The sequence below is a fragment of the Lacticaseibacillus sp. YLM2-1 genome (assembly GCF_056583465.1).
In genome coordinates this window covers 723645-748284 of record NZ_CM152617.1, presented here as the reverse complement: position 1 = coordinate 748284, position 24640 = coordinate 723645, and the positions used below count along the sequence as shown (strand labels likewise).

The following is a 24640-nucleotide window of genomic DNA, read 5'->3' as shown; positions in this document are numbered from 1 at the left end:
CTCTATGAAAGGAGTCCCCGATATGCGACAAGAAAAGAATCCATTCATTTCGATTGTGTTGCCGGTTTATAACGAAAGTGCTGGCATCGGCGAAACTTTAACGGTTTTGGCAAATTACGTTCGTGCACGGCCGGAACGATACGAGTTAATTTTCGTCAATGACGGCTCAACAGACGATAGTGCTGATCAAATCAGGGCCGCCATGGCCAAAAATCCGGCGATTCGGTTAGTCGCTTTCTCCCGCAACTTCGGCCATCAGCTAGCAATCACTGCCGGTATTCGCTATGCCAGCGGCGATGCAGTGGTGGTCATGGACGCCGATCTGCAAGACCCGCCGCGTGTTATCCCAGAAATGTTAGCCCGCTGGCGTGAAGGCTATGACGTCGTTTACGGTAAGCGGCGCAAACGCAGTGGTGAAACGTGGTTTAAGAAGTTGACTGCCGAAATGTTTTATCGCTTACTCAAGGCTGTCACTAGCATCAACATTCCTGTCGATACCGGCGACTTCCGTTTGATGGATCGGCGTGTTGTCAATGTTCTCAAGCAGATGAATGAACAGGACCCATATGTACGCGGGATGGTCACTTGGGTCGGCTACAAACAAATTGCGGTTGAGTACGATCGTCAAGAACGGGAAGCCGGTGAAACGCACTATCCACTGAGAAAAATGCTTCACTTAGCTATGGATGGGATCACTAGTTTTTCCACAGTACCGTTAACTTTAGCTAGCTGGTTAAGCGGCTTCTTCCTGATCATCGCGGTCGCGCTCTTTGGGCTTAGTTTGGCACTAGGCCACCTCACTAGCTTAACCTGGGTCATGATCATCACCTTGCTAGTTGGCGCTGGTATTACCTTCACCATTGGCATGCTCGGCACCTACATCGCGAGGATGTTCGCTGAAAGCCGCCATCGACCGCTCTATATCGTTGCCGACACATACGGCTTCAAAACCCAAACGACGCAACAAACAAGTTATCCTTATCACGCATTACAAAACTAGCCACAAGCGCCACTATTTAAAATCAAGAAAGCCGCTAACCTGTTGTTTGAATGACGACATCAGGCTAGCGGCTTTTTTGAGCACAAAAGAATAAGCTAAATGCCACAAATATGTTTGAACTAGCTAATGGTGCTCATGTCTAAACTCATTTTAAATTTTACAACACCAATATTTTTATGTTACGGTTATTATAAGTAAGCAATGATCGTGTCTCTGACAAATTGAAAGGAATGAACTCATGACAACAACGACCAAGCACTTGACGCGCTTAACGCCAAGCGATCTGGCCGCTGAATTAACGACGAACACCAAAACTGGCCTGACTGCTAAAGAAGCAGCTGCACGTTTGCAGCAAAATGGCCGCAATCAGCTCACCGCGGCTAAAAAGCCTAGCTTGCTCCGGCAAATCGGCCATCACCTCAGCGATATCACCTCACTAATTTTGCTTTTTGCCGTTGGTCTCTCTGCCTATCTGGCCTTGACGACTGACAGTGACTGGACCAAAACCATTGTTATTGGCGCCATCGTCATTCTCAATGTTGTGATCGCTTTGTACCAAGAACACAGCGCTGAAAAAGCACTCGCTGCTTTGAAAGCCATGACGATCCAAACCGTCACCGTTGTTCGTGAAGGCAAGACGCAAACCATTCAGGCCGCCGGGCTTGTTCCAGGCGATTTGATTCTCCTCAAGGCCGGCGATGCGGTTCCTGCAGACGCCAGAATCATTCAAAGCCAAGAACTTGAAGCGGATGAAGCAATTTTAACTGGCGAAAGTCTGGGCGTGACCAAAACGGCAGAAGCCTTGGCCACTGCTCCTGATGATCTTGGGGATGCTGCCAATTATATTTTCTCTGGCACAGCCATTACCAGCGGCAAGGCAACTGCGATTGTGACGGCTACCGGCATGGACACCGAACTGGGAAAAATTGCTGCACTGCTCAATCAGACAAAAAAGCAGACGACGCCATTGGCCAAACGGTTAAACACACTTGGCAAGCGGCTATCCTTCGTTGCTATCTTGGGCGGTATCATCACCATTTTGCTAGCAACCTTGCTTCATCAGGAAGGCTTTACAGATAGCTTGATGCTTGGTGTCAGCCTCGCCATTGCTGCAGTTCCAGAAACCTTGCCCGTCATCGTCACCCTCAGTTTGGCTCATGGCGTTCAGAAGATGGCCAAGCGCCACGCGATTATTCGCCAAGTCACCGCTGTTGAAACCATTGGGAACGTGAACGTGATTGCCTCAGACAAAACTGGGACCCTCACGCAGAATCGCATGACAGTCACCCATTTCTGGCCTTATGGCAAAGAAATTCATAAAGTCGCCAAAACAAAGTTGTCAGCCAATGACACCCGCTTTTTCAAGTATCTCGGTCTTGCAACCAACGCACACTTAACTGCTGATGATGAACCAGATATCGGCGATGCGACTGAACTGGCAATTGTTCGGCTACTTGATCATTACGATCTGAGTCGGACCGAGGCTGAGCAAACCTATCCGCGTGTGGCTGAAGCGCCGTTTTCATCTGACAAGAAAACCATGGCGACTTTGCATCGCACGCCGGATGGCCACTATCTAGCGATTATTAAAGGAGCAGTTGACCGAATTAACTTTGCGCCTGAAAACTGGGAGCAAACTGCCACCGCAATCCATGACCAAATGACGGCACAAGCATTGCGGGTACTGGCGGCTGGCTATCAACAATTTGAAACCGATCCTGGGGAAAACTGGGAAACACAGCTAACCGCCGTACAACCGTTGGGATTGATTGGTATCATTGATCCGCCGCGCCCTGAAGTGCCCGCTGCCATTCGCGCTGCTAAACAGGCCGGCATTACAACGGTTATGATCACTGGGGATCATCTCGGTACGGCCAAAGCCATTGCTAAAGACATTGGCATCCTTGAAAGCGGCCAACAAGCGATCACCGGCCATGACCTCAGCCAAATGAGCGACGAGGATCTGGCGGCCAATATTGCTGATATCCGCGTGTTCGCGCGGACTACCCCGAGTGATAAAATTCGAATCGTCAAAGCTTGGCAAAAACAAGATGCGGTGGTCGCCATGACCGGTGACGGCGTCAATGATGCGCCAGCGCTCAAAGCTGCCGACGTCGGCATTGCCATGGGCATCACTGGTACAGATGTGGCCAAAAATGCTGCCGATATGGTTTTGACCGACGATAACTTTGCTACGATTATCGATGCTGTCGCACAAGGTCGAACCGTCTATCAAAATATTTTAAAAGCCGTTGAATTTCTGATTTCGGTTAATTTTGCCCAAATTTTCACGATGCTACTGGCCGTCCTCGTTGGCTGGGGTGCTGTGATGACACCTGAGCAGCTACTCATCGTCAACGTCCTTGCTGATGGTATTCCCGGCTTCTTCCTTAGCCGAGAATTGGCTGAACCTGGCATGATGCACTTGAAACCCATTCCAAAAGCAGCCAGTATTTTCAGCAATGGCCTCGGCAAACGTGTGGCCGTGCGGACGACCACCTATGTTGGCTTGATTCTTGGCATCTACTTCGTTGGCCGTTTCGTGGTCAGCCCCGATGTGCCAAGTATCGGCATGACCATGCTATTTCTGACATTAGCCATCGGTTCGATGCTGGACATTTTCCCCATCAAAACCCGTGGTCGGCTTAACTGGTCAGCGATGACTGTCAATCCGATCCTGACTGGTAGCCTTTTACTGACGATGACAGTCATCGTTGCCTTAGCAACCATTGCACCATTGCAACAAATTTTTCAGCTAGCGCCACTAACAGCCGGACAATGGGCCATCGTCCTCGGTGCCATCTGGCTGCCAATGTTGGTTGTTGAAACTTACAAGCGCCGTCAACATCGGCACGAATTAGCGCCATGGCGTCAGGCCACCTTATCAGATTCGGCAGAATAACGTTGGTTTTGCGATATCATCGTTATCTGATATGCTTTAGTTAACTAATGAGCATGGCAATTCACCACCAACAATAGGTGGAAGAATACCATCCAAGGAGGCTTGTTCTATGCAAACATTTCAAGCATTGGTTCACGATGGGCAAAAGGCAACTTTTCAAACCCTGCACAAAGATGATTTACCAGCAGGCGATTTATTGATCAGGGTCGCTTATTCAGATATTAACTACAAAGATGCGCTTGCCTATCAACCGCAGAATCAAATTATTCGAGATTATCCACAGATTCTCGGGATTGATTTAAGTGGGACTGTGGTAGCCAGTCAAGATGCCAATTTTAAAGTAGGCGATCAAGTGTTGGCCACCGGTCATGGTCTAGGGGTCAGTCAAGGCGGTGGTTACGCTGAATATGCCCGCATTCCGGCTTCTTGGGCAATCTCGCTGCCATCAGCCATGACACTTGCTAGCGCCATGAGTTTTGGCACGGCGGGTTTGACCGCTGCCTTATGTGTCGCTGCTTTGACCGCGCATGGCATGACGCCTGAGCATGCACCGCAGATTCTTGTTGGTGGCGTAACGGGCGGTGTCGGCAGTGTTGCCATGCGCTTATTAGAGCAAGCAGGCTTCACGAATCGAATCGGTATTGTGCGGACACCAGATCAGCAAAAACAGGTTATGTCACTTGGCGCCACGGCAACATTAGCACTTGACAAGCTTCCCAAGGGAAAGGCTTTGAGTAAGCAACGCTTTGATTTTGCCATTGATCCGCTCGGTGGATCGTTCACAACCAGTTTGCTGCCAAGTATGCGTTATGGCGGCGCAATCGCGTTATGTGGCAATGCTGCAGGAACTGCCTTGCCGCTGACCGTCTTCCCCTTCATTTTGCGCAATGTCAGCTTGCTCGGTGTGGATTCCGTCAATGCCCCTGCTGCGGCCCGAGCAGCCGCATGGCAGACATTGGGCAAATTGGCGCCAATGCCTGTCGATACGGTCAAACTAGCTGACTTGCCACAAACCTTGACGAAACACTTTAACCACCACACAACCCGGACGATTGTGGACATGGGCTAATGGAAAAGTGCCAGCTACTGAGTATCTGTATTTGCTGGCAGCAATTATGAATTAACCACTAATCTCTGACATGCTTGATTTTTTAACCATCAAAGTTGCGCTTCAACCAAACACGGTTGAAGGACAACTGATAGCCACCAAAAGACGACTGATTTTCCAATGGCGGAAATCAGTCGTCTTTTGTTTTCTCATAGAGAATCTATTCATTAACTTCTTTTAGGCCAGCTTTAACTCAACAAAACAGCATCATCGGCAAACTCTTGTCCACTGCGTTCTTTAAACATCGTCAATAAGTCTTCGACGGTCAGATGCTGTTTTTCCTCGCCACGGACATCAACAGCAATTTCACCATGATCCAGCATGATTAAGCGATCACCATATTTCAGTGCACTGGCCATGTTGTGTGTGATCATCAAAGTTGTCGTATGTTGCGCGCGAACCATTTTATCAGTCAAAGCCATGACGGTAGCGCTTGTCTGCGGATCGAGCGCTGCTGTGTGTTCGTCAAGCAATAACAACGCTGGTTCTTTTAAAGTAGCCATCAGCAAGGTTACTGCCTGTCGTTGACCGCCAGAAAGCAAGCCCATTTCGGCACCCAGGCGATTCTCAAGGCCCAATCCAAGGGTCGCCAATTTTTCCTTAAAATGTTGGCGATCACTCCGTTTGACCCCACTGGCCCAAAAGTTACGCCAAGAGCCGCGTTTTTCGGCCAATGCCAAATTCTGTTCGATTGTCAGCAACGAGGCGGTGCCGGAACGTGGATCCTGAAAGACTCGAGCAATTACCTTCGCCCGCTTAGCAACATTTTGATAGGTCACGTCCTTACCGTTGATCAAAATCTGCCCCTGACTAACAGGGAGCGTGCCAGCGATACTATTCAGCAACGTTGATTTACCTGCGCCGTTGCCACCAATAATCGCGACGAACTCCCCGCGTTCAAGACTGAGATCAATGCCTTTCAGCGCGTGATTCTCGTTCACGGTTCCTTGTTCAAAATACTGGTGCAGTCCATGCACTTCAAGTACGGCCATGGCTAAACCTCCTTTTGCTGATCACCAGCATGTGTGCGCATTGAATCGGTTTTTGCTGCTTGCATCTGTGCCTGAACGATGCGAGCTTGACGCCGATTACCGTGACGAATTGTCATGAGTTGCAATTTCTTTTTCAGTAACGGCAATGACAGGAAGATCGTTAACATCAAGGCGTAGAAGAAACGCAGGTAGTTCGGGTCAACACCAAGATCCAGCACAACCGCAATAATCAGGCGGTAGATCACAGCGCCGACAATGATCATCAACAACCGCGCCCATAACGGCACGCTGCGCAATAGGATTTCCGAAATAATGATGGCTGCCAAGGCAATGACGATGGTCCCAATCCCCATCGACAAATCCGCATAGCCATTGGTTTGCGCCATGAGACTGCCTGATAAAGCAATCAGGCCATTGCTCAGCATGTAGATGATAATTTTCATCGCATCATTGTTGATCCCGTTGGCCGCCGCCATGTTCTGGTTGTTGCCGACTGCCGCAGCAGCTAAGCCCATCTCGGTATGGAAAAAGAATACCAGAATACCTATCACAATGGCGACCACAATGGCACCGATGATGATGCCGGTGGTCGTGGCATCACCACTGTCAACCAGATTGAAAACCGTCTTAACAGTCCCAATCAAACTGATATTAGCCTTGCCCATGATGAAGAGGTTCACCGAATACAACCCGGTCATGGTCAAAATACCAGTGAGCAAGTCTGGAATATGCAACTTGGTGGTTAAAAAACCTGAAACTGCACCAGCTGCAGCGCCACCGGCAAAGCCCATGAGCGTCGCCGCAATCGGCCCCACCCCCGTGACAATTGCATGCGCAGTAATCGCAGCGCCCAAGGGAAAACTGCCTTCAGCAGTCATGTCAGCAATGTCTAATATTCGGAAAGTCAGGTACACGCCAATCGCCATGACCGACCATAGTAATCCTTGGGCAATACTTGATGTCACGATGTCCATAATGAAAAGCTCCTTTGTTAAGTGAGCGCGAGCCAGCCCGGGTAGAAAGCGGAGTGTAAGCGGCCTTGGGCATGATGGTCGTAGTTTGACCGTTGCGACCGAGGTCCTTACACGCAGGCTTCTGGGCTGGTGAGCGCGTTATGGTAGAAGCGCGAGTCAGCCCGGGTGCTGCGACTGCCAGCGCGTTATGACACGAAATCGATTATTCAGCTTGCTTCAAGGCAGCCTCTGTCAAGCCAAATTGTTTCATCCGGGTCGGATCAGTGACCAATCGAGTTTTAGCCGGTTTTTCAACAGGTAGATCGCTGACTTTCTTCCCCTTCAAAATTTGAACAGCCAGTTTGCCAGTCTGCCGGCCTAGATCTTCGTAATTAATCCCTACTGTCGCCACCCCGGCTAATTTCACCATCGTCGCATCAGCGGTGACGACCGGAATGTTTTCTTTCGTGCTGATTTTGCCAATGGTCGGCATTGAGGCCGCCATCGTGTTATCGGTTGGAATGTACACAACATCACTTTGTTTCATCAGTGCAGTGGCACTTTGTTCAACATCATTGGTGGTCGCGGCAGTTTTTTCAACCGCAGTCAAACCTAGTTTTTTAATAGCTGCCTTGGCAAGTTTGATCTGAACCTGAGAATTTTCTTCGGCGGCGTTAAACAATAAGCCGACTTTTTTTGCTTTAGGAAAGGCTTTGTGTAAAAAGTTGATCTGCCCCGCCACATCGACCATGTCTGTGACTCCTGTAGCGTTTTTGTCTGGCTTGGTTGCTGTGGTCACAAGACCAGCCGCTTTTGGATCCGTGATCGCCGTGAACAGCAACGGGGTCTTGCTGTCTGCCTTCTGTAGGGCTTGGGCAGCCGGTGTAGCGATCGCCAAGTTGAGATCGTTTTTATCACGTTGCAAGCGCTGGCTCATCGTCTGAAGATTAGATTGATCGCCTTGGGCATTCACGTAGTCCAACTTGATCTTCTTGCCTTTGTAACCGGCTTTGGCCAGTTCTTCCGTGAACCCTTTACGGGCGGCGGTTAATGCTTGCTGGTCAATCAACTGTAAAATGCCGATTTTAACCTGACTCTTGTCAGCCGCTGCACTGGTTAATTTACCACAACCGGCTAAAACCATGATAGTGAGTGCTGCTGCCGCAATAGCGGCCATTCGTTTGATCTTCATTTTTCTTCCTCCTGGGATGTACGGGTTAAGGTGATGGTGCTTCACACTTTGTGCAAACGCGCTCACTGGCGCAGAAACCTACATGTAAGGACCTTGGTCGCAGTGGTCAAAATACGACTATCACGACCAAGGCCGCTTACACTCCGGTTTCTACCCGGGCTGACTCGCGCTCTTACAAAAATAGCCAGCCACTGGATTTTTCGTCCATGTGGCTGGCCATTGTTTTTTCCCGGAAAAAGAAAAGGCCACATGGATGAATTCGTCCATGTGGCGGTTAATTGCAAGTTAAACACTTACGGCCATCATGGATACAAACCTGATTGGCTTGTATCCATGAGATACAAACCATTATCCGAAATAGCCGTAATAATAAGAATGATTAAGTTGTGTTGTTTTGACTCGATCCATGATCAACACTCCTTCATGCAGAGATGTTCTCTCTGACTTGTCTCAAAGCGTATACTCATATTCTCATCTTGTCAACACAAACAAAAAACTTACATTCGGCTATTTCAGTTTTTGTATGGGGAAGAATGTCAAAGAACGTTACTATAGCAGTTATTCTGGTAATTTAACCGTTTGTTTGACGGCTTTTAGCATTGCCTCGTTGCGAACTGTTTCGACTTTTGCTGGTTTCTCAACTGGTAATGTTTTAACTGTTTTACCTTTAAGCAGTTTAATAGCCATTTTAGCCGTCTGCTTACCAAGGTCGCGGTAGTTGATGCCTTTGGTGATCGTGCCGCCGTCTTGAACCATGGTCGAAGCGGCTGGGACGACTGGTATTTGCTGCGCCTTGGCAACTTTACCAATAGTCGGCATCGCGGCGGCCATAACGTTATCGGCCGGTAAATAAAGGGCATCGACGCTTTTGGCTAAACTCTCGGCGGCCTGTTGCACATCGTTGGTTGTCGCCGCTGTTCGAACTTGGTAACGCAAGCCGAGTTGTTTCAGCCGAGCTTTGGCTTGCTTGATCTGATAAACCGAATTTGGTTCGCCAGCGTTATACATGAGGCCGACAGTTTTTGCTTCTGGGAAAGTTTGATGAAGCAGGTCAATTTGTTTGGCTACCGCAACTAAATCTGTCACGCCGGTTGCATTTTTATCTGGTTTTGCGGGATTGGTGACCAATCCGGCTGACTTAGGATCCGTGATGGCGGTGAATAACATCGGTGTCTTTTTGTCGGCTTGTTGAAGTGCTTGCGCGGCAGGAGTTGCAATCGCAAGGTTCACATCATTCTTGTCGCTGGCCAACCGATCGCTCATGGTTTTCAGATTAGCCTGATCACCTTGGGCATTCACGTAATCGATCTTGACACGATCGCCACTGTAGCCCGCCTTGGCTAGCTCCGCCTCAAAGCCCTTTCTTGCCTCGGTCAAGGCACTTTGGTCAATCAACTGCAAAATGCCGATTTTGACAGTTTTGGAACTGGCGGCGTTACTTTTCTTGCCGCAGCCGATCAACGTCAAGCCAACCAGTGCTGCAGTAGCGATAACAAGTAGTCGATGCTTTTTCATAAAAAAATCCTCCTGTGAGCGCTCGCCAGCGCAGCAACCGCGCTGGCGAGCGCGTTATCGATGAGTGACGAGTGACAATTCAGCCATCCGGAACGGTCAACATAGTCGCATGATGCAAAAAGGACCAGCCGCTGGTTTTCACCATGCGACTGGCCCCGAGATTTTTCGGTATAGAAAAGCCGCATGGATAATTGTTCATCCATGCGGCGTTGTGTGCACATTTAATGTGACGGCCTTATGGATGCAAACCACTGCTTGCGCGGTTTGCATCTCACTGCAAACCGCTATCCGAAAAAGCCGCCGAAAAAGTTATTAAGTTGTGTTTGCCGTACTAAGTTCATGGTCAACACTCCTTTAAACACGCGTTCGCAGTCGCATAAATCACGTCTGCTGACACGCTATCTGTTTGGTACGAGAATCAGCATACCGAATCCAATCGTCATTCGTCAAGAAAAATTTTTAATGATTTTACAATACATCTGTTATCTAAAAATCATTTTCACATACTGATGATTGGCCGCAGCTACGAGTCGATCAACCATGCTTAACTTTAATGCACCGCTGGCCTGTTGCGCCAAGCGAATGAGTGGCGTGTCCAATACGATTGCCTGCTGGAACTTCGCCTCGGGTCCTTGCTTGTCGATATAATCTTTAGTTCGAATTTTGACCGTGATCCACGCCACTAGCCGCAGCAATGTTTCTTCATTTCTCGCGGTGTATTGAGTCGAGTGAATTCGCCTGGTACAAATTCATGTGGTGCCGGTACTTTCTGGTCTGTCAACTGTTCAAAATCTTGAACACTAGGTTTCCCGGAAAGCGTTGTATACCAATTTGGAATCGTTGCAAAGTTATTAAAAGTTTCCCCTGTGAAGCTAACCGGTAAGACAGCATCAATATTAGTGACACTGGTACCAACAGCAATCGCCTTTTGAGCTTCAGGCAAGACCCATGTTTGTGTCTGTTCACGCCACTCCTTAAAGGCTTGTGCCTTCAGATCGAGAGCAACATTAACGGTTTGTCCAGCTTTGACAAAAACCTTTTTGAATGCCTTTAATGATTTTTCCGGTCGTAATGGTCGTGGTTGTTGTTCTTGAACATAGACCTGGACCACTTCCGCACCATCAACCTTTCCAGTGTTGGTCACTTGCAAGCTAATGGTCAGTGGCTGATCATCGGTTACGTGATCACTTGAGAGCTGAATGTTTTTCAAGGCAAACGATGTGTAACTCAAACCAAAACCAAATGGAAAGGCGACTGGCACTTTTGCTTTGTCGTAATAACGGTAGCCAACATATGTGCTTTCAACATACGGCACCGACCGAGGGTTTTTATCATAGACATCCGCTGAGGGCACGTCTTGGTATTTTAGCGGATAACTTTCAGCTAGCTTGCCGCTTGGATTGACAGCACCTGTCAAAACGTTGGCAGCTGCGGCCCCGATACGTTCACCGCCAAGTGATAGGTTAACGACAGCTTTGACTTGATCCACCCACGGAAGCTCAACCGGTGCACCGGCAACTAACAGGACAATCACGTTTGGATTAACTGCGGTCACTGCCTGCAATAAATCGTTTTGAACTTTTGGTAAAGCCATATTTTGGCGATCAAAGCCCTCCGACTCATAATTGTCGGGTAGCCCAGCAACAAAAACGACTTTGTCATGGTTGCGTGCCAAGGCTAATGCCTCGGCAGTCGCCTGCGAATCATCCTGATCGTCAAGTCGATAGCCAGCCGCATAATCAAATGACACCTTTTTTTGCTTAAGGCCATCCAAAACTGAAACGATCTCGGAAGCATTAATATGCGAAGACCCTGCCCCTTGGAAGCGTGTAGCTTTAGCCAGCTCACCAATGACCGCGACTGTATCAGTAGCCTGTAATGGTAACATGGCGGCCTCATTTTTCAGCAGAACAATCGCACTTTCTGCAATTTTTTGCGCCAATTGTCCATTTGCTTGCAATAATTGCTCTCGCGATCCCTGGAATTTGGGCCGTTGTTTGCGGGCAATTTCCGCAATCTTAGTCACCGCTCGATCTAAGCTGGCCAATTTCAGTGTGCCTTGTTGATAAGCCTGCAGCGCCTCACCATCAAATAAATGATCGTCGCCTGGCATTTCTAAATCCGTACCGGCATTAAGCGCCGCAACCTTATCATTCAACGCTCCCCAATCTGTGATCACTGCCCCGCCAAACCCAAATTGTTGCCGCAACACTTGGGTCATCAAATAGAGATTATCACTTGCATAGGTGCCATTAATTTTGTTGTAGGAACACATGACCGCTTCTGGGTGGCTTTCTGTGACAGCAATACGAAAAGCCTCAAGATAGATTTCATGCAAGGCGGTCGGATCCACCAGCGAATCAGATGAAAGCCGGTCATTTTCCTGATTATTCGCTGCAAAATGTTTGAGACATGCAGCAATCCCTTGCGCCTGGATACCATTAATCCACGCAGCGCCAAGTTTTCCGGCCAAGAATGGATCTTCACTAAAATACTCAAAGTTCCGACCGCAAAGTGGATTGCGTTTCATATTAACACCGGGACCAAGTACCATATCGACACCTAAGCTTTGCGCTTCTAATCCAATCGCCTTACCCATTGCTTGAATGAGATCAGGATCCCACGCAGCTGCGCTAGCACTAGCCGTTGGAAAACTGGTACTAGGGACACTATCATTGATTCCGAGATGATCCGCTGCCAGTGCCTGATACCGCAGCCCATGGGGACCATCACTCATCCGAAAACTTGGTATACCTTTATCGGCAAGATGCTCAGAAGTCCAGAAATCTTTTCCAGAAGTTAGTTTCACTTTTTCTTCAGCTGTGATCTTCGCCAGATGAAAGTTAGATACTACCACCCCCATCAAAATTACCTCTTTTCCGGCAAAATTTTTGCCATGTTTTTTTGGAACACTTATTATACCTTAAGATAACGATATTAACGCTTAAAACGGTCGCAATTCATTCATTTAAGTTTCGCCCGAAAGATCAAGGCTTCAATCACAACAGCTTTTGTCAATTTATATAAACATATTTTCAACTAATTGACATTTTGACAATTTAAAATTCAATAACATTTGCTCACAATATCAAAAAGTAGCAAAGAACATTAAAAAACCACATTCAAAATTTTTCTTCCAGAACGTCATAAAAAATTCACAATTACAGATTATTCTTTTCTATGTAGCAAGGAAGTTTACCCCCTTCTTACTACTACCCCAACCCAACTTTTTTTCATTTTTACTCCTCCAAAGTAAAAAGAAGTCGGCACCACCCCCAATGGTGTTGACAGGAAACCCCGCGTACCCCCAATACGCGGGTTTTTTTGTGTAGCGCGAAAGCAGGTTTCTGCGAACGCGTTTGCGAGGGCCTGCAAAATTGGCGGAGTTTTGGTTGTTTAGGTTCAATGTCCTTATGTGCAGATTTCTGGGCTAATTTACCCGTTTCAGCGAAAGCAGGCTCGCTTACCGTCTTTAATAGTCCACCAAGCAAAAATGGCAAAAGGCAACTTTGACCTTCCTAACATCGCCTCGGGAAGTTGCAAAGTTGCCTTTTTTAATCGCTGCACAAGCATCTAATCCGCATCGCGGACAACGATTCGATCTCGAATTGCTGTTGGATGTTCCAACTGATCCAGAATTGCCAAGGCCATGTTGCCGGTCGTAATGTGGCTTTGTCCATCTTCGCCCACCAGCAATGTATCCTTGCCGGCAACATAACTCGTTGCTGGTCCACTTGGAAAGGCTTCGCTTGGTGAAATGCCAATCCAGTTCACATTCGCGTTCATTTGTAAAAACTGATATTCGTAATATTGGTAAAGGGCGCCATCATACCATGGTTGACTTGCGGCACTTTCTGGAAAGTCAAGAATCATGGGGTGATCCGCACCCGGCATCGCCAAGCTAGCACTTCCCAAAATAAAGACAGCCAGTGTATCGCTGTTGCGCAACAGACTAACTAAGTGCGTGGCAAAGTCCAGATGTAAATAACCACGGCCTGAACCCCACGGCACACTCAAAGCATCTACCACTGCATCAACGCTATCCAAGTCGTCTTCAGTCAATACCAACGGTTCCTTCACCAACGTGGCAACCGTTGCACCAAGCCGATCAGCGGCCTTCTGCGGATCACGCACAACTGCCAGCACCTCATGTCCGCGTCGCCGAGCTTCAGCGACAATGGCACTGCCCGCGCGACCAGTAGCACCCAAAACAGCAATTTTCATTTTGCCTACCTCATTTCATGTTGAGCGCAGGTCAATCCGCCTACATGCAACTTGCTGGGTTGACGAGCGCGTTTATAGGAAGCAACGACCTCTCGTCCATATTCTAGCATGTATCCAGCATTTACGGCTGAATCTGCCTTCTGGGCTTGAAAAAGACAAGAAAACTTCCTTATATTGCCAGTTATGCGGTACACTTAAATCATTAGTATAGAATGTGAGAGGATATTAAATGTCAATTGAAGCTAGCCTTACTTATCAAAAGAAATTCTTCAACGATTTTACCGATGCTTGGCATAAAAAGTCACGTTATCGCCTTTATCAGGGACTAGATGCAACCGCTGAAAATCTGCGGCTAGACATCGAAGAAACGCCTGGTTATATTTTGGCTTATGACAAAAACGCACAGGCGGAACTGCATGATTTTCTGCAGATCGGTCTTATTGATTTTCTGCGCCAGCACATCCCCTTTTTTGAAGTTAATGATCAAGGAACCGTCTACTTTGGTAATTGGTACCACCGACGCGAGTTTGGCCATATTAACGTCATCTTGCGAGCAATCACGCAGTCAGCTGACGAACAGCGCCGCATCCTACCACAACTCGAAGCTTTTTCTGACGATCCCGACCATTATCTAGACCGCCAGTTGGATGCGATGCGCAAAGAGGTTTACCGTGACGTCGATTCATTGCACACCCAAATCGACAACTTGGAAGCCGAAAACGCCCCAGAGCGCGGCCAAGCAACCCAAGGCAACAGCGGTTTCCGTGGCTTGTTGAAAAACTTTATTGATCCGAGTGATGATGACCAACCATCGCCTTCACAACCTTCAGGAGATGCCTCGCGACTGAAAGCACAGTTCGACAAGGAAAAGCTTACCGCCGATGATATTTTCGACAAGCGCAAACGCGAACTCGAAGTTTCCGCAGCCATCACGCGCTATGAATTCCAAGCAGTGATGGGGACTTACAGCTCAGTCGCTGAATTTGAAAATATCTTAGCTAACTTGAAGGATGATTTCATGCAGTCATTAAAGCTTGAAGGAGGGCGCACGCATGCTTAATCTTAATGATGCACATTTGGCTGCCCTGATTACAAAACCACTCACCGTTGCTCAGGCACGCCAACAAATTGGTACAGCATATCAGCAAGAAGCCGATCGTTTAGCAAACTCGCCATTATGGGAATCAAATGATGAGGCATTGACCGCCTTATTGGCAAGCTACACGAATCTCTTGGGCAATAAATTATATCAGGCATTGCAAAACTTGACGTCAATCCCTACCCCATTTTTGCAGACATTGTGGCTGCAGGATACAACGGCAGATGCTCACCACAGCGAAATTGCGGTGATTCAGACGACGCAGGACGACAACAACACATTGTTAACGATTGTGGATCCCTTGAGTGACGATGCCAAATTAAAAGCGGTCAACCTACCGACACTTTTGCAGATCACCGCTGCTGACAGCAATGCCATGACCTACGATGCCGAAACCGTTAAGGCACTGTCTGCTTTAGCCAAAGCGCTCAATCAAGGCGGCTATCGCTTCACTACTGTTGATGAAACTGTCTTGCAACCCGTTAACGGACTAAGTTTCAAGACACGGTTTGATAACCTCAAACCACTCGTTGCAAAAAAGGCAGTCATCAAAGCCGGCGACTTTAGCATTGGTACGTCATTAGATCAGGATGCAAAAGTACTTGGGTATCAAGTCCTAGACGAAGATGGCCACGACTGGCAAGATCTTGGCTCTGAAGAAGTCAAAAATGACCGCTTTGAGTGGGCATCAACTACTGTGCCGCAAGAATTGGTCAATCACCGTCTCAAGCTCATTATTCGTGTTTCGGCAGGCAGTAATTCACCTGCATTGGATGAATTATTCGTCATTGCATCCAACAACGCTATCCTCATGCGACAAGGTGCCAAAGCTGGCGTTTACGAATTGCCACTACCAAATCAAAAGATCTTTACAGTGATGATCAATCCGGCTAATAATATGGTTTATCTGAAGTATCCTGATCCAGAAACGCAGATCATCGAACTTAACCATCAGTATCCATTTATCGGCGAATGGCTTAAAGCTGTCTTGCCGCAAAAACGGGCGTTTAATTAGTAACAGTATTGGCAAGTCATGACAGTCTTTTATCAGGAAGAGCGTAAACTGATGCGGTTAGAATCCGGAGCATAAGCGACCTGAAGCGCATTGGCTGAGCTTTGGCCAGTGTGCTTCAGATCCTGATGTACCGGCTTCTGCACCAGTGAACACGTTTACGAGGAGGGAATCACGTGGCTAATGAGTTTCCACAAGTGATGACAATCGGCGGTACGGACAGTGACGGCAGTGCCGGTGTCCAAGCCGATTTGCATAGTTTCTTCATGCGCGGTGTTTATGGTGCTACCATTTTAACCGCGGCTGTTGCAGGCAATTCTTACGGGATTCAGGATAGTATGGTCATGCCATTACCGTTCATTGATGCCCAGTTCAAGTCACTCGCTGCTGATTTGCATATTCGCGCTGCTAAAACGGGCATGCTTGCCGATCGCGCACTGGTGCAAAATATTATCAAAAACTGGCAGCAATATGATTTCGGTGCCTTAGTTGTCGATCCCGTTATTATCACTAAACACGGCGCGATGTTGCTAGAACAAGACGCTTATGATGCTGTCAAAAATGAACTGATCCCCCTAGCAACGGTGGTCACCCCCAATCATTACGAGGCCGAGCATCTAACCGGTATGAAACTCGACACCGACGCTCAGACTGAAGCGGCCGCACATCAACTACAAGACTCCGGTGCCAAGAACATTGTTTTAAAAGGTGCCCATGATGATCCTACGCAACCAACTGTGCGTGATTTTGTTTTGCTGGAAAGCGGCAAGTCATTCTGGTTAAGTGAACCTTATCATGCAACCGACCGGGTTAACGGCACAGGTGACACGCTTTCCGCCGTCATCACCGCAGAAATTGGCAAAGGCAACTCAGTTGAGGAAGCCATTCGCATTGCTAAGCGTTTCACCAATCAAGCCATTGGTCATCCAATTGCAGTCGGTCATCAGTACGGCCCGATCAATCACTGGGCCAATAAGATTGTCTACCCACAATTCTAATTAAGACAACAAAAGCGATCAGCTCATTTTAAAAAGAGCGGGTACACTCCCTTTTGGGTGGACAGACCAAATATTTAAGGTCTGTTCTCCTGGAAGGGAGTTTTTTTATGCGGCGGAAGGGAATTCGTTATTCTTTGGAAGAAAAGATTCAATTCGTTAATCGAGTTCTGTCTGGCCAATCACTCATGGATGTTCAGAGGTCTGGGGGACCCCGCCATGTGGCTTTAGGTCGGTGGGTGCACAGCTATCAGCAATGGGGAGCGGCTGGACTCGTCCCGAAGAAACGAGCAACGCGACGCCACCCACGTAAACACAAGACGTATTCCAGAGAGTTCAAGCTTCAGATTGTCCAAGAATACCTGGCGGGTGGGACGTCTTACCCTAAACTATGTGCGGAGTATGACATCTCCAATCCAGCAGTCGTTTACCAATGGGTTTCTCTGTATAATAGTGGTCAACTACTACAGACCACTAGAGGGAGTGCACCCATGACAAAGGGCAAGAAAACAACTTACGTTGAAAGAATCGAAATCGCACAGTGGATCATCGCACATGATATGGACTACCAAGGGGCCATTAAGCACTTTGGAGTTTCGTACGGTCAAGTCTATTCTTGGGTGAAGAAGTTTCGCGAGAGCGGCGAGGAAGGTCTTAAGGATCGGCGAGGTCAGCATAAGCCTGAAAACACCCTTGATGAGAATCAACGTTTAAAGCTTGAGAACAAACAAAGTAAGGCCAGGATTGACTATCTGGAGACGGAGAACGCTCTCCTAAAAAAATTGCAAAATGTAGAGAGAAGGAGTGCCGGCAACAACACCGACAATACCAATATACTGCCATTCAAGAACTCACCCAAGAGGTAACCAGGGTCACCAAGCGATACCATTCGGTATCGTTGTGCTGCCAAATATTCGATATTCCACGCTCTGCTTATTACAAGTGGCTGCACCGAGAACCAACTAAACAAGACATCATGAACACTGAGCTGGTTCGTTTCATCAAGAAATTAGAAGAAGACAATCACTACATTTATGGGGTTGATCGGTTAAGGATGATCATTAATCAGGAGACTGATTATCATGTGAACCCTAAACGGGTTCGGCGATTGATGCAAGATAACGGTATTCAGTGTTCAATTCGCCAGAAGAAGCATGATCGAGTAGCGGAAAAGAAGGAATACATCCTTGGAAATAAATTGCTTAACCAGGATGGCAGCCATGCCTTTCATCCTACCCGGCCCAATGAGGTTTGGGTCACGGACTGCAGCGAGTTGACGTATGGCTTCAATTCAGAGTGCCATTTGCGTTTGAGCGCAATCAAGGATCTCTACGACCATAGTATCGTGGCTTGGGAGGTCGAGCCGAGTGAGACCGCTACACTGGTCACTCAAACATTCAGAGCCGCTGCAGAGGCAGAGGAGACTTTGCCTGAGCTGCTGCACAGTGACCAAGGTTCCGGTTACACATCCCGACTATACAATACTGAATTGGCCGGTTCTGGTGTTATTCATAGCATGTCACGGCCGGGAACACCGGGAGACAATAGTCCGATGGAGAGTCTCTGGAGCCATGCGAAGACTGAATATTTTGACTTTGTCCATGCCAATACATACGAAGAAATGATGCAATTCATTGAAGAATACGTGTTGTGGTACAACGGTGATCGGCACCAAGAGACACTCAACGGGATGACCCCAGCGGAATACCGAAATCATGCCATTGAAACAGCAGCATAATAGTATTCTGTAAGAATCCACGAGGAGGAGAGCCATGATTCAAGAAGGACCTTTTGATTAGGAAAGTGCTTGGATCAAAAATGGCAGCCCAGGCGGACTGCCAAAATTAATGATTAATTTGTCCCTAACTTGGAAATAACACGAGAACAACTTTTTAATATTTGAGCTGTCCACTTGACGGGGCACCGCCCCAGCTGATCGCTTTTTCATGGCGCCATCGATTCAGATTAATTATATGCAACCTGCTCATCGCCAACTTCACCGAAGTTTTCGTCAAGCGGCACCCGGTAAAGTACCGGCACTTCTCCTTGATAGCCTTCCAAATAAACCTCGCGATGCCGATCATCAAATTTAGGAACGAGATGGTCGCGATTGATCACTGTTTGAATATGCGCAATCGCAGGTGCTTCATCCGTCAGTGGTGTTGAATTAAAGCTTTGAATTTCAAACCCTTCTGCCAACTGTTCTAAGTGAAGCTGCTGGGCAATGGCTGGTTCAAAATGCAGCTGTGTCAGTGCAGCCTCAAACTGGTCTTCATGAATAAACAACGGTTGCTTCAACCACAGTCGAAAAATGTGGCGCTTACTGATTTTATCGCCCCCTGACCAAACCGCCTGCAATGGATAGGGATGGTAAGCTTTAAAGTTCGGAATATCAATGCCAGCATCTGGTCCTTCGCTGATCCGCTCAGCAATTTGGGTGACCGCTGCTGCCAATGACGTGAAGGCTTGATCCGTCACCCGATCTGGTGCCACCCCCATCGCTGTGATATAGCTGCGCGTTGTCAACTTCACAAAACTAGGTTCCTCAGACCGCGAATACTCGTCACGTTCAACTTCCCGCCAATCAAACTTGTGCATCATTTTTTCCTCCTTCAACGTGTTCTCCAGCCCAGAAAGGCGACGACTTCAGCCTTAAATCGCGTATAGGCCAGTTTCTAAGCACGCATGTTAAGCGTTGTCAGATCCTTTTGCACAGAGTGTAGCCATCTACTCGGTGGAATACAATTATTCTGCCTATCAGCCAGCAAAAGATCTAGGCAAAGAAAAAAAGCATTCCCCACCTTTTAGATGTCGAATGCTTTTTTAGTGATTAGGCACGTGGTCGCGTAAAGAGTTGCAAAATGCCCATGACAACGAGTAAGCCACCAAAGAATGAGAAGACCATCATGACAGTTCTGAACGGATTCAAGGCCATAATGAAGCCCATGATGAGCAACACCACACCATAAATGACGGTCGGCCAAACCGAGACGTTCACAAATTGTTGTCGATTTCGAGCACTTAAAATTTTATTGACACCATAAATCATCAAGACAATGCCCAGCAGCAATGGCCCGAGACTCATCAGTGGCCGAACGATGACCGGCACCATCAGCGCCAATAACAGGTAAAAGCCCCCTGTAAAAAGCGATGTACCGTAAGTGCCTGATGCTTTGCGGGCTGAAAAGCCGTCAATCAGCTTTGGAATTGCCGCAATAATCAAGACTGCAGCTACGATCCAGAGAAAACTGCGATAGACTTGGCGCGGTGCGATTAAAATCCAGGCACCGATTAAAATCATCAGCAAACCGCGCAGCCATGACCAACGTTGAAGACGATCAAACATTGTTTGCATTTTTTAGGCTCCTTTGTTTTGCTAACTTAACCATAGCATACGGTGAGTTATTTCCCCTCCGTCGTCAGACTGAACTTTCACCATTGTTCGTGATTCCAACTGCGGCCATCGATTTCACCTTCAAGACTTTCACGACGTTTTGCCTGCTGGGTGACGAATGCTTGTAGTGCCCTAAAAAAGGCGGCATTTTCATAAGATGTTGCCTGTTTTTCCTGCACTGCAGCAGCGTTCACTAGCCATTGTTCATCTGTTGTCATTCCGACTCGCCTGCCTTTAATTCGTGTAATGTCAAACGTAAGCGATCAATGTCATCCGTCTGCGCTGCTAATTGATCCGCCAACAATTGTGTGTCAGCGTTGCCGCTCAATCGATCAATAAACCACTGTGCTTGTTCATCTGGTCGGTCAGGATGGTCAAGCGTCAAATATTGCTGATAACGCACCAATAATTGTTGATGCTCAAGATCCGTTTGATTGGCAAATTGGGCAATTGTCAAAGGCGGCAATAACGTCAAGCCGGTTTTAGCCGCCAAGGCCGCGTATGGTGTCAAAAATTGGCTGATGCTAAAACCAACGCTACCGCCAAGCTGATAGGCGGTCGCCGGTTGACTGAATGTCACGACAAAACCAAGTGATTTGCCGTGTAGCAATCCACCTCGCGCATCATAAACAAACTGTTTCAGCCAAACATCTGTCAGCCACTGATGTAAGCTTGCCGGCGCCATATACCAATAAAGCGGAAACTGAAAAATAAGGCGATCAGCAGACGTGATTGCTTGCTGCTCCGCCGTCACATCAAAGGGTAGCCGACTATCTAAATGATGCCACACGACTTGTGACAAAGAAGCGGCACTCGCCTTTAGAAACTGCTGAGTGTCGCTTTTTTCAATTTCAGGATGACTCACAACGACTAATGTTTCCACGATTATCCTTTCAACAAATACTGCGCAAAGAACGCAACGGTACCCTGCCACGCTTCATCAAGATAGCCTTCAGCATGCTGACCGCCCGGAATCGACTGCAAGGTCACAGGTAAGCCAAGCTTTTCAGCGGCATGTGCCAATTGATAGATGCCGCTAATCGGAATAATCTCTTCCTGCGAATTAGCCAGATACAAAGGTCCAGCCTGAGCGGTCAAACGGTCAAACGGTTCAACTTCAGGGAACTTTGTTTCATCTGAATCAACATAATTCAAAATGAACCATTTGTAAAATAGATCATTACGACCACCTTGGTCAATTTTCGCACTTGCCGTTTTCACAAAATCGGTTTTCGTATCCGGCTGGGCAACGACTGCTGGATGATCTGCGAACCACTGACGAATGTCGAAGATGCCCGACCAAGAAACTGTCGGTACCCCTTCGGCTAACCCAACGTCAACTGACAGCGAACCACCGGCACTGGACCCAAAAACGCCAAGTTGCAACCCTTTAGTATGCTCACGCAACCATGAAAAGGCTGCTAAAACATCATCACGAGCTGCTGGGAAGAAGGCTTCAGGTGCAAGCCGGTAATTTGGAACCGCCACCGTATAACCAAGTGCGGCAAACCGTTCAGCCATCTCGCCTTCTTTATTCTTCTCACCGCGAAACCAACCGCCACCGTGAATGTCGAGGATCGCCGCCCCATTTGACTTCTCTGGTTCATAAAAATCAAGCTTCTGTAATGCTGCATCACCGTAAGCGATATCTCTTGTTACTTTAACTGTCAAAACGCTCACCTCTCCAATCAAATTTGCACTCAGTATAACCCGCTCAACGGCGAAATGTAAGCAATTGACTCAGAGCGTGAAGCGGAGCGGTTAGCTTGGCATAGCCGAGCTGCGCCTGTTCGCACGTTTCAGCCAGCGGGTGAGACGGCCCAGTTTCTGAGCTGATGAACATGTTTCAAAATCACTAAGCCACTCACCCAATACCAATTTCTAATTCATCCCCAGCGCTGCATTCAACTTCTTCTGCACCGTCGGCAACGCCAGCTCACTAAAATGATCCGCTTTCACCCACCGTGCTGGTAAAAAGCTGAGATCGCTCGCCGCAGTTTCGACCCCAATCAACGTCAACTGCCATTGCTGATGCGTAAAAGTATGCTTAACCGTTTTCGCGCCAAGATCCGCAAACGTCAGCTGCATCCCTGACGATGCCGCAAACAACGTGCTGACCTCATCTAACTGCGCACTCATCATGGTACTTTCAAGATCTGCCATGTCAACGAGCGGAAACATCCACAAATCAGCCAGCAAGCCAGTACTTGGCCGCTGTTCAAGTAAATAGCCTTTCTCCGAGCGAATGACTAACGCAAAGTAACGATGCAACACCGGCCGTGGCTTTTTCGTTTTAACCGGATAAGCCGAAACCACCCCATCTCGATAACTGGCATCAAAATCTCGCACCGGAGAATGTGCAGGGTCTGGGTGATTCGCCGACATGTAACTTGAGCCAAGATCCATGACGGCCTGATTAAAATCACCAGGTCGATCTTTTGGCATCAGTGGCTGAATCAAGTCAAAAAAGATCTGACGCGTTTGTGGCCGGGCAATATCCGCATCCACTTTAAACAACCGAGCGAAAACTCGAAAAGCGTTACCGTCAATGGCAGGCACAGGTTCCCCGAAACTAATTGACGCAATCGCTCCGGCTGTGTAAGGCCCGATGCCAGACAATGTCTGCAGTGTTTCTGAGGTCTGCGGCCAAACGCCGCCATAATCGGCAACAATCTGCTTGGCTGCCTGTTGCAGACGGCGTGCGCGGGAATAATAACCCAAGCCCTCCCACGCCTTCAGAACCTCTGCTTCTGGCGCCTTCGCTAAGGCTCCCACGGTCGGGAATTGATTCATAAACCGTTCATAATAAGGAATCACCGTCTGCACTTGCGTTTGCTGCAGCATGAGCTCACTAACCATGACATGATAAGGATCATGATCCTCGCGCCACGGCAATTGACGCGCATGTTGATCATACCAATTCAATAAGGCCTTTTGAAAAGCCGCCACTTTTTCCGGCGGCCAGTTGATTAATTTGTTTGTCATCATAACCCCTAGCTTACCATGGACTTGAAAATCGGGAAATATTGAACTGCTTTTGTTAGTGAGTGGGAATCCTTGTTTCAAGCTGAAATGCGCGAGCAAGGTCCAGAAGCCTGTGCATAAGGACCTCGAACCTAAACGACCAAAGCCCTGTCATGATATTGTGGCTCGCCGAAGCGCGCAAACTGACCTAGAAACCTGCGCATAAGGAGCTTGAATCTAAATGGCTAAAGCTTAGCCATGATATTGTGGCTCTCTGAAACGCGCGAAAAGGCGCAGAAACCTGCACATAAGGACCTCGAACCTAAACGACCAAAGCCCTGTCGTTTAGGCTCGAGGCCACTTATGTTCCGGTTTCTAATCGCGCCTTTTCGCGCTCTACAAAAAAATCACCCCAACGACCATACGTATCGCTGGGATGACTTTAACGACTCAATGATCACTGCAACTGCGGCAATTCTCATCGATTTTTGTTTGCTTACTCATGGGTTCTGCCCACTAACGGCAGAAGTGCCGCTTCTATTCATGCTTGCAATGCAGTCCGTAAATCTTGGGTCAGCTGATGACGAACATTATTGAATTTCAATGTTGTGACCAGACTCCTTAGATTCAGTCAGCTTAGGCATGGTGATATTGAGGACACCATCCTGATAGGCTGCCTTGATGTTGCTTGCATCAACGTTTGGTAGTTGATAGCTCCGACTCATTGTGCCGTAGTTACGTTCAGACATCATGACGTTGCCGTTCTTATCAGCGTGGTCGGTGATATCGTCCTTATGAACGTTAATACTCAAAACACCATCGTGGTAGTTCATCTTGATGTTGTTCTTATCAATCCCAGGTACATCCACATGAACTTCGTAAGCGTCCTTGGTCTCCTTAACATCAGTTAGTAATCCGTTGACGGCCGTGCTGGTGATGGCAGGTGTTGCCCAATCCATCCAGTCAGATACCGGGCCGAAGAACCGGCGTGCTAAGTTGTCAAAGAACGGATCATTCACATTGTTCATCAACTCATTATTACGACGATTCAAAACTTCATTAGCCATAACAGATAGCTTCCTTTCAATATAGAGACTTTGGCGATTCGGGAGAAACACATTTGCTCTGAAGCTCTTGTTCCTTCTCCCTCGCTCCACCTATAGTTATACCACAAACTAGCACTTGTGAACGCTAAGTGCTAATATTTTTTGAAAAAAGCTGATTAATCGGTTTCTTTGCATACTCTCACATGCGTTATAGCTTTTAATTTCTTTGTAGACCATTATTAAA

At 47.8% G+C, this 24640-nt stretch carries 21 protein-coding genes and 1 pseudogene; 9 read left to right on the top strand and 13 right to left on the bottom strand.

Annotation, left to right across the window (positions count from 1 at the left end):
- Positions 1 to 22 precede the first annotated feature (22 nt).
- From AC07KQ_RS03525 to AC07KQ_RS03515, 3 genes are all read left to right on the top strand, one after another.
- Complete coding sequence (locus AC07KQ_RS03525; RefSeq protein WP_274991092.1) at positions 23 to 1000, top strand: glycosyltransferase family 2 protein; 978 nt, start codon at positions 23 to 25, stop codon at positions 998 to 1000.
- Between the two features lie 238 nt (positions 1001 to 1238).
- A complete protein-coding gene (locus tag AC07KQ_RS03520) occupies positions 1239 to 3902 on the top strand; it encodes a cation-translocating P-type ATPase (RefSeq protein ID WP_003563804.1) in 2664 nt (887 codons plus the stop codon).
- Positions 3903 to 4011: 109 nt separating this feature from the next.
- A complete protein-coding gene (locus AC07KQ_RS03515) occupies positions 4012 to 4971 on the top strand; it encodes an acrylyl-CoA reductase family protein (RefSeq protein WP_003563801.1) in 960 nt (319 codons plus the stop codon).
- A gap of 227 nt (positions 4972 to 5198) precedes the next feature.
- Here AC07KQ_RS03515 and AC07KQ_RS03510 read toward each other — a convergent pair whose 3' ends face one another.
- The 6 genes and pseudogenes from AC07KQ_RS03510 to AC07KQ_RS03485 all read right to left on the bottom strand — a co-directional run bounded on the left by AC07KQ_RS03510 (position 5199) and on the right by AC07KQ_RS03485 (position 13886).
- On the bottom strand, positions 5199 to 6002 hold the full coding sequence (locus AC07KQ_RS03510) for an ABC transporter ATP-binding protein (protein ID WP_003563800.1): 804 nt from the start codon (positions 6000 to 6002) through the stop codon (positions 5199 to 5201).
- 2 nt (positions 6003 to 6004) lie between these two features.
- Positions 6005 to 6976 (bottom strand): ABC transporter permease, encoded by a 972-nt coding sequence (locus AC07KQ_RS03505; protein WP_003569209.1) that lies wholly within the window; start codon positions 6974 to 6976, stop codon positions 6005 to 6007.
- 202 nt (positions 6977 to 7178) lie between these two features.
- Positions 7179 to 8147, bottom strand: a complete 969-nt coding sequence (locus AC07KQ_RS03500; protein WP_480156615.1) for an ABC transporter substrate-binding protein — start codon at positions 8145 to 8147, stop codon at positions 7179 to 7181.
- Between the two features lie 558 nt (positions 8148 to 8705).
- A complete protein-coding gene (locus AC07KQ_RS03495; protein WP_003659939.1) occupies positions 8706 to 9662 on the bottom strand; it encodes an ABC transporter substrate-binding protein in 957 nt (318 codons plus the stop codon).
- Positions 9663 to 10144: 482 nt separating this feature from the next.
- A pseudogene (locus AC07KQ_RS03490) lies at positions 10145 to 12525 on the bottom strand (beta-glucosidase family protein).
- Positions 12526 to 13235: 710 nt separating this feature from the next.
- Positions 13236 to 13886, bottom strand: a complete 651-nt coding sequence (locus tag AC07KQ_RS03485) for an SDR family oxidoreductase (RefSeq protein ID WP_003563795.1) — start codon at positions 13884 to 13886, stop codon at positions 13236 to 13238.
- A 229-nt stretch (positions 13887 to 14115) separates the two neighbouring features.
- On the opposite strand from AC07KQ_RS03485, the gene AC07KQ_RS03480 reads away from it, so the two are divergent.
- The 5 genes from AC07KQ_RS03480 (at position 14116) to AC07KQ_RS03460 (ending at position 18730) form a co-directional block, all read left to right on the top strand.
- Entirely contained in the window at positions 14116 to 14946 is an 831-nt protein-coding gene (locus AC07KQ_RS03480) for a hypothetical protein (RefSeq protein ID WP_003563793.1), read from the top strand.
- Positions 14939 to 16000: a hypothetical protein gene (locus AC07KQ_RS03475; protein ID WP_003563792.1), complete on the top strand. Its 1062-nt coding sequence runs from the start codon at positions 14939 to 14941 to the stop codon at positions 15998 to 16000. Before AC07KQ_RS03480 ends, AC07KQ_RS03475 begins: the two co-directional genes overlap by 8 nt.
- Before the next feature lie 173 nt (positions 16001 to 16173).
- Positions 16174 to 16995 carry a bifunctional hydroxymethylpyrimidine kinase/phosphomethylpyrimidine kinase gene (gene thiD, locus AC07KQ_RS03470; protein ID WP_003563790.1) on the top strand — a complete coding sequence of 274 codons (822 nt, stop codon included), beginning with the start codon at positions 16174 to 16176 and terminating at the stop codon, positions 16993 to 16995.
- Between the two features lie 107 nt (positions 16996 to 17102).
- On the top strand, positions 17103 to 17858 hold the full coding sequence (locus AC07KQ_RS03465; RefSeq protein ID WP_013245323.1) for a helix-turn-helix domain-containing protein: 756 nt from the start codon (positions 17103 to 17105) through the stop codon (positions 17856 to 17858).
- Entirely contained in the window at positions 17834 to 18730 is an 897-nt protein-coding gene (locus tag AC07KQ_RS03460; RefSeq protein ID WP_123796487.1) for an IS3 family transposase, read from the top strand. The genes AC07KQ_RS03465 and AC07KQ_RS03460 overlap by 25 nt, the downstream gene beginning before the upstream one ends.
- Before the next feature lie 227 nt (positions 18731 to 18957).
- Here the strand turns inward: AC07KQ_RS03460 and AC07KQ_RS03455 are convergent, their stop codons facing one another.
- The 6 genes from AC07KQ_RS03455 to mutY form a co-directional block, all read right to left on the bottom strand.
- A complete protein-coding gene (locus tag AC07KQ_RS03455; protein WP_003659923.1) occupies positions 18958 to 19590 on the bottom strand; it encodes a hypothetical protein in 633 nt (210 codons plus the stop codon).
- Positions 19591 to 19822: 232 nt separating this feature from the next.
- The gene (locus AC07KQ_RS03450) at positions 19823 to 20347 is read right to left on the bottom strand and encodes an HdeD family acid-resistance protein (protein ID WP_003573971.1); all 525 of its coding nucleotides are present in this window, start codon (positions 20345 to 20347) and stop codon (positions 19823 to 19825) included.
- A 77-nt stretch (positions 20348 to 20424) separates the two neighbouring features.
- Positions 20425 to 20604: a hypothetical protein gene (locus tag AC07KQ_RS03445; RefSeq protein ID WP_003563777.1), complete on the bottom strand. Its 180-nt coding sequence runs from the start codon at positions 20602 to 20604 to the stop codon at positions 20425 to 20427.
- Positions 20601 to 21269 carry an NAD(P)H-dependent oxidoreductase gene (locus AC07KQ_RS03440; RefSeq protein WP_003563776.1) on the bottom strand — a complete coding sequence of 223 codons (669 nt, stop codon included), beginning with the start codon at positions 21267 to 21269 and terminating at the stop codon, positions 20601 to 20603. The genes AC07KQ_RS03445 and AC07KQ_RS03440 overlap by 4 nt, the downstream gene beginning before the upstream one ends.
- Before the next feature lie 2 nt (positions 21270 to 21271).
- Entirely contained in the window at positions 21272 to 22057 is a 786-nt protein-coding gene (locus AC07KQ_RS03435) for an alpha/beta hydrolase fold domain-containing protein (protein ID WP_480156614.1), read from the bottom strand.
- A 210-nt stretch (positions 22058 to 22267) separates the two neighbouring features.
- Complete coding sequence (gene mutY / locus AC07KQ_RS03430; protein ID WP_013245516.1) at positions 22268 to 23371, bottom strand: A/G-specific adenine glycosylase; 1104 nt, start codon at positions 23369 to 23371, stop codon at positions 22268 to 22270.
- Positions 23372 to 23713: 342 nt separating this feature from the next.
- On the opposite strand from mutY, the gene AC07KQ_RS03425 reads away from it, so the two are divergent.
- Entirely contained in the window at positions 23714 to 23947 is a 234-nt protein-coding gene (locus tag AC07KQ_RS03425; protein WP_003659920.1) for a hypothetical protein, read from the top strand.
- Here AC07KQ_RS03425 and AC07KQ_RS03420 read toward each other — a convergent pair.
- Complete coding sequence (locus AC07KQ_RS03420; RefSeq protein WP_003573966.1) at positions 23941 to 24417, bottom strand: Hsp20/alpha crystallin family protein; 477 nt, start codon at positions 24415 to 24417, stop codon at positions 23941 to 23943. The genes AC07KQ_RS03425 and AC07KQ_RS03420 overlap by 7 nt on opposite strands.
- Positions 24418 to 24640: the final 223 nt, after the last annotated feature.